The organism is Morganella sp. HMSC11D09 (assembly GCF_001807955.1).
GTDB lineage: Bacteria > Pseudomonadota > Gammaproteobacteria > Enterobacterales > Enterobacteriaceae > Morganella > Morganella morganii.
Genome location: NZ_KV791666.1, coordinates 2,079 through 8,166, shown reverse-complemented (window position 1 = coordinate 8,166; position 6,088 = coordinate 2,079). Strand labels below are relative to the sequence as shown.

Below are 6,088 nucleotides of genomic sequence, written 5' to 3'. Positions count from 1 at the left end.
GATGGCTGAGTCTTCGAGCTCTTTTTGCACTACATCGAATATTTCATCCGCATGGTTATTGGACTGACCTTTTTCTTCAATAAAATGAGACTGACCATACTCATTAATACTTCGGATATAAAACCAGTAATCATGTCCGGGCTTTAACTGACCTTTTGACCATACTTTTGCCCTGCCAAGGAATTCAGCCTCCTGTTCAATGTTATTAATGTTGGTGATTCTTTGCTCGCCGGAAAACCAAAATTCAAACTCAGTATTCAGTGTGTGCGGGGCACTGATATGTGGTATCAATTTCACCTCAAAGAAGCCTGACTCAACTCTGATAAACGAAGGGGCCGCTGGTGCACCAATAACCATCAGCACTGTCGACTCGCTTCCCAGCATTCCATTTTTATCTTTGCCGCGTACGCCAACCTGATATTCCCCAGCGGCCAATCCGTTGAAATAATATTCAAGATCAGACGTTTCACCAGTAAAGACAACCTTGTCATCTTTATAAACAGAAACAACGTAAGAAATATTGCGGTTAGCGGTTGCCATGGCCCACATAACTCTGGCCTGAACCTGAGAGCTGTCATTGATATAAGCTACGGAAAGGCGTTCAATGTCAGGGATTCGAACCGTATTTTGTGCAGGCGGATTGCCGGTGAAATTAACACCATCATCAACAATGCGCTCCTTTTTTGGTTCATGGAGAATACAGTTAAACTGATAGTTACCGTCTTTATCTTCAGTAATAGTCAGTACCCGGAACATTCGCGTAATCAGCGTGTTTTTCGATACAGAAAACACACCGAATTTTTGCAGTCCGGCTGGTTCGCTCTTCAGGATAACAATATCGCCATCTACTGATGATATTTCTGTTCTGATGAACTTCCCGCTGCCGCCGAGGTACGCAAAATATCCCTTATCACCAGAAGACCATTTTATAGGTGCATCTGTTTTTACTCTGCTGCCAACAACATCTAAAACCCGGCCACCGACTTTTGAACCCGCAAATGAATCATCCGCTATTTCAATGATGTCACCCGGAAGACAATTAATACCCTCCCTGAAAGTCGTGAATGTTACACTTTCAGTCTCAAGCTTCTCTGTTTCCAGAATCCATTTACCAACACGATGAGCCTGCCCCCTGCTGGTGCAACCGAAAGCCGTTACTTTCTTAACATTCAGTCCGCCAAATCTTATGATCTGACCATCATCCTGTATAAACTCCCTCTCTTCCTTCCAGCCGTTATCCGGGTTAATCCATGAAACTTCAACTGCATTATGCCTTGCACTTTTAGCTGTTGATGTATAATTGAATTTCCCGCCGATAACATTTGAGTTTGTGTATGTCCATTCCGGATCTGCGGGCCTGTCCTGAAAGCAGGTTAACTGCACTCCATCCCATAAAGGCATTCCGCGAAATACTGATGCCAAATCATCAATAACGTCTTTCGCTTTCCGCTGTGAGGTAATATAGGCATTGAAAGTAAATCGTGGCTCTTTGCCGCCAAACCCATCCGAAACCATTTCATCGCAATACCTGGCTATCGCATACAAAGCAAACCGGTCACAACCAAAACGCCCCATCACGGAACCAATCCCGTAACGCTCATTGGTCACCAGATCGTAAAAAATCCATGCGGGATTGTCTGTCCATGCAGGCTTAAACCTCCCCGTCCATATACCGTTATAGCTGCGGGTTTCCGGGTCATAATTATCCGGGACCTGAACAATCAGCCCTTTGATATGATATGTACGTCTAGGCGTGTCACCATACTGAGATTTATCAATGCGCATACCAACCACAGCGGAGTTTGGGTATGAAAATTTAGCATCCGTAATTTCTGTATAGCTGGCCCACACCGTCCCGTTTTTAAGAAGGTCACTTTTACTGTCATCAGTGAGGCGCGATACTCTTATCTGAAACGGCTTTTGCTTTGGCGCGTTAATAATATGTGATTCAAGGTACTGACCACTTATTTTCCCGGGACCTATTGTGATTGTTTTTTCTGTCACCCATCCGCTGCCAGCATTAATCTCGACAAGCATCTGAACAGAAGTGTTTTCCTGGTTGCCTTTGTTGTCCTGTTTTACCAGCGCCGAAACACCTAATGTAAAGCGAATGCGATCGACTTCCTGATCAGATACCGTACGCAATATCGGTGTTTCTTTTTTCACTTCCACGTTTACAGGTATTTCTTTCTCAACAAACGGGAAACCATCGAGCGGAGACTGAGACTGCGTACCCGATCTCCACTGAACCTCGACCCCGCGAATATTCGGATTACCTTGTTTATCGACTATAGGCGTTCCGTTCAGCAGGAATCCCTGCATTCCGCCAACCGGTCCTTCTATAGGACCTTCTGACACCAAATCAATAATGTTGAGAAATTGCTTATTTTTCAGGTTGTCATCAACCAGATTCGGCGTGCTTCCGCCGCCACCACCTTTGCCCATTTATACTGTCTCCAACCCCTGTGAAATCACATTTGAGCCAACCACCATCTCTCCATAACAAAGCGGAACGGGATATCCTTGCCCGATTCTGTTGGAAAGTGAGCTGAAATACTGGTTACTTTCTGAATTGCCTTCACTGAAATTTGGTGCGCCCGGTGTTCTTGTCAGCATCGTTGCCACCCCTGCTGCCGCTATCCCGACACCGGCAGCAAACATAGCCGTCGATGTCATCGTTGCCAGAAAACCGCCCGGAATAAAGAATGCCCCGGCAATTAGCGCTGCGCCGCCGATAATGCCAAGGAAGCCACCTGATTTTGCGCCACCTATAACCGGCACTATCGTGATAACATCATTATCATTAAGTGGGGTGTTTAATCCTGCCACTATGCAGTCCTCAGTCATATCATGACCGGCAACGCGTACCCTGAACTGCCCATGGTTTATTTCCCGTTTTAATCCGTCAATCTGATAACACAGACATCTTAACGCCTCACCTGCGCTGCTGACCTCTAATTCAAACCGGCGTCCATATCGGCGTAAATAGCCAGCAAACTGTAGTCTGACCACTGTTTGTGCCTCCATATGCTGTGTGTGAATTTAAACCAGTAGCCACCGTAAACATCCCGCTTACTCAAACGATCAGGGCGATGATGAAGAATCTCCTGATTACCGATATATAGCGCCGCATGACAAGGTTTTGATGTACCCAGGCAGATAAGAATAACGTCGCCATCCTGTACTTCATCAACCTGATAAAAACCCTGTCCGGAAATGTTATCCAGATACAGATTGTCACCGGTGTACCACCAATTATCATGTCGCTCAAAGTTATCAAGACTGATGCCGCACAAATGGTAAGCATCCCGGATAATGCTGTAGCAGTCCTGCACACCGTGATTAAACTCACGCCCCAGCAATCGCGGAACAGGATTAAATTTCAGTAACCGGTCATCACAAACGAGCCACCACGGTAATCCGGTTTTAACCTGCATATCCCTGTCGCCCGCGCTTAAAAATGGCAGTCCAGCCGGATGACTGTGCACGACAGCTTCCACTTCTGCATGACTCTCAGCTCTCAGCCATTCCTCTGAGCTGATTTCAAAATAATTTTCCGGGTCAGGGTGAATATTGGTACACGGGAAATAAATTCCTCCTGAAACCAGCCCACATGACTCCCTCACACCTTCCGTTGTTGCATGTGCGATAATGTTACTTTCAATCATGGGTTAACCTAGTTTGTTGGAGCCGAGAAACCCACCGAACGGCAATACTGAGGAGTGGCGAAGTTTGCAGCCACGGTACTTATGAGAGCACTGATCTTTTGTCGGGTCATTGGTCGGCTGATCCTTTTCGTCTGCGACAGGAGGCCCGTCATACCCGCAATCCTGTCCACGATATCGCCACGGGCATATATCAGCCTGAATAACCCGAGCGGGAATTTGTGCATTATCTGTTTCTGTCGGCAGCGCCAGCACATATGTAACGAAATCTGAGTCTGAATTTTCACGTTGCTCAATGACAAATTTCTGTACAGCCTCACGGGACGGATCTGCCTGATTGTTTCCATCCGGAAAATTTACCGCATCAAGATATTGCTCCATAACCTGCCGTCTGGTAACAATCGCCCCCAGTGCGTCGTCATAATCGTTATTGATTGCAGTCAGCAACCCATCAATGTTGGCGAATGTCATCTTCGGCCTTGCTGACGCTCCCTGCGCTGTCATGCTGAGTCCGGTTACCTGAACCGGATACGGATCATATCGGTTACCCTGCCAAATCACCGGTTTCAACAGGCCGTTCATTCCGTCATGAAAGCGGTATACATTCCCGCCGAAGCGACTTAAATCCACCTCATACAAATCAAGCATTGCTGATTGTTCAATCTGAGTAACCGCAATCCGCATATCTGCCGGAATATCTCTCACGCAACCACCTCCTCAAATACACAATCAATCTGCCAGACAGACTGTTTCCTCGTTACCTGCCAGCTACGGCACACGAATGTCCGCAGGGTTTTGTCATCCCCAGTCAGCCACAGGAATGATTCCACTGCCCCACGCTGACTGAGAAAATTATCTATTTCACGTCCGACAGAAACCGGTTTGATGAATGCCAGGTTATATGTTTTAAGGTGATTATTGATTCCGTCTTTGGCTCTCTGCTCGTAGCCATTGCCGAATTTTGCAACCCTGACCTTCGGTTCATTATTAATTTGGCAGGCATCCTCAGGACGCCATTTAAATTCATCCATTTATCGGTTCCATTAAAAAAGCCACCGTACTGGTGGCTGTTAATAGCGCTGATTACCTTGTATTGCACCGCTTCTGATTTCTGTCATCAGAACGTCATATACAGTACCTTTAACCATCCTGGTTATCATTGTTGCTTCCTTTTCTGTCATGCCATTGGGAGCCTGAACCTGAAAATTGAAGTACATATCCCCCATGCTGACACCACCATCGCCACCCATCTGCCGGTTACTGATTACTTTTCCGCTGTCACCGGGGATCATGTACTGATGACCGTTCGATGCCTTGAATATTTCAGGCTGCCCATTCTCACCAACGCGATACATTTTGTTAGCGTCAACGGGGCCACCGTTATAACGGGCACCGGCGACAGCCATTGTTTTACTCGCCGCCATGGCTGACATGTAAGACGCTGAACCGGCTGTAACCGCCGCCCCCATCGTTGCAATAGCAACACTCATTGCCGCTGGAGCCCATGCTGATTGTACTGCCACGGCCTGAGCAACAGTAGATGCCTGCGCTGCTGTTGACATGGCCTCACCAACAACCATATTTTTAATCTGCTGCATCCCCATCTGAACTAACGCCCCTACAGCCTCATCAACAATGGTTGACGCTACATTACGGAATGCATCATTAAGACTCTGTGCGCCGGTAATAAGCCCTGTCAGTACGTTGGATGAGCGCTGACCGAGAGCATCAAGACCATCTGCGAGAAACTGATTGGCCTGACTCTGATTACGCCAGATTTCCCACTGAGCATTCAGTCTTGCTTCCTCATACTCAGTGTTTGCTGCATTTATCAGCGCAAGACTTTGCTGTGCCGTAATAACTTTCTGATTTTCAAAATTTTTAATCAGTGCCAACTTCTGAGCGTGCTCATTAGCCAGCGCCTGAACAGGATCAACCTGAGCCACCATATCCTGAACAGGAGTGACGGCTGATTTTGCATTTATCTCTGCCGTTTTTCTGGCGTGTTCCGCTTTTAACTCAATGCTGCGTTTCTGATACTGCTCCTCGGTGATGAGGTTGCCTTTCAGTTGCCGTTCAAGCTGCTCACCGGCATGTTTGATGTCCTGATCAACTTTTGCCTGAGGGTTTTGCTCAAAAGCCTCTTTTCGGTCTTTGATTTTCTGCGTAAGGTCGTACTCTTTACCGGCCAGTGCTGTAACTTCGGCGATCTGAGCAGAATTAGCTTTTGAACCAAGCTTCTGTACTGCTTCAAGAATTGCAGCCTCGCGGGACAGCCCTTTTGTTTCCAGCTCTGCAACTTTCGTCGCATTAGCCAAGTCGGTTATCTTCTGTTTGAGTTTTTCCGCTTCTGTTGCTTCTTTTTTTGCTTCGGATACCGCCCTCCCTTGATATTTAATACCGGGTTTTTTTTGCTTCGCTTG

General features: G+C 46.9%; 5 protein-coding genes and 1 pseudogene. All 6 read right to left on the bottom strand.

Annotated elements, in window-relative coordinates; genetic code table 11:
- A partial coding sequence (locus HMPREF3119_RS05770; protein WP_246829245.1) for a TipJ family phage tail tip protein occupies positions 1 to 2,445 on the bottom strand: 2,445 nt, incomplete at its 3' end.
- Entirely contained in the window at positions 2,446 to 3,027 is a 582-nt protein-coding gene (locus HMPREF3119_RS05765) for a tail assembly protein (RefSeq protein WP_220458854.1), read from the bottom strand.
- Positions 2,955 to 3,668: a C40 family peptidase gene (locus tag HMPREF3119_RS05760; protein ID WP_036414553.1), complete on the bottom strand. Its 714-nt coding sequence runs from the start codon at positions 3,666 to 3,668 to the stop codon at positions 2,955 to 2,957. Before HMPREF3119_RS05760 ends, HMPREF3119_RS05765 begins: the two co-directional genes overlap by 73 nt.
- A gap of 3 nt (positions 3,669 to 3,671) precedes the next feature.
- Positions 3,672 to 4,370: a phage minor tail protein L gene (locus HMPREF3119_RS05755; RefSeq protein WP_036414551.1), complete on the bottom strand. Its 699-nt coding sequence runs from the start codon at positions 4,368 to 4,370 to the stop codon at positions 3,672 to 3,674.
- Positions 4,367 to 4,696 (bottom strand): phage tail protein, encoded by a 330-nt coding sequence (locus tag HMPREF3119_RS05750; RefSeq protein ID WP_048822323.1) that lies wholly within the window; start codon positions 4,694 to 4,696, stop codon positions 4,367 to 4,369. The genes HMPREF3119_RS05755 and HMPREF3119_RS05750 overlap by 4 nt, the downstream gene beginning before the upstream one ends.
- 39 nt (positions 4,697 to 4,735) lie before the next feature.
- Positions 4,736 to 6,088 (bottom strand): annotated as a pseudogene (locus tag HMPREF3119_RS19670) (tape measure protein); the annotation flags it as partial.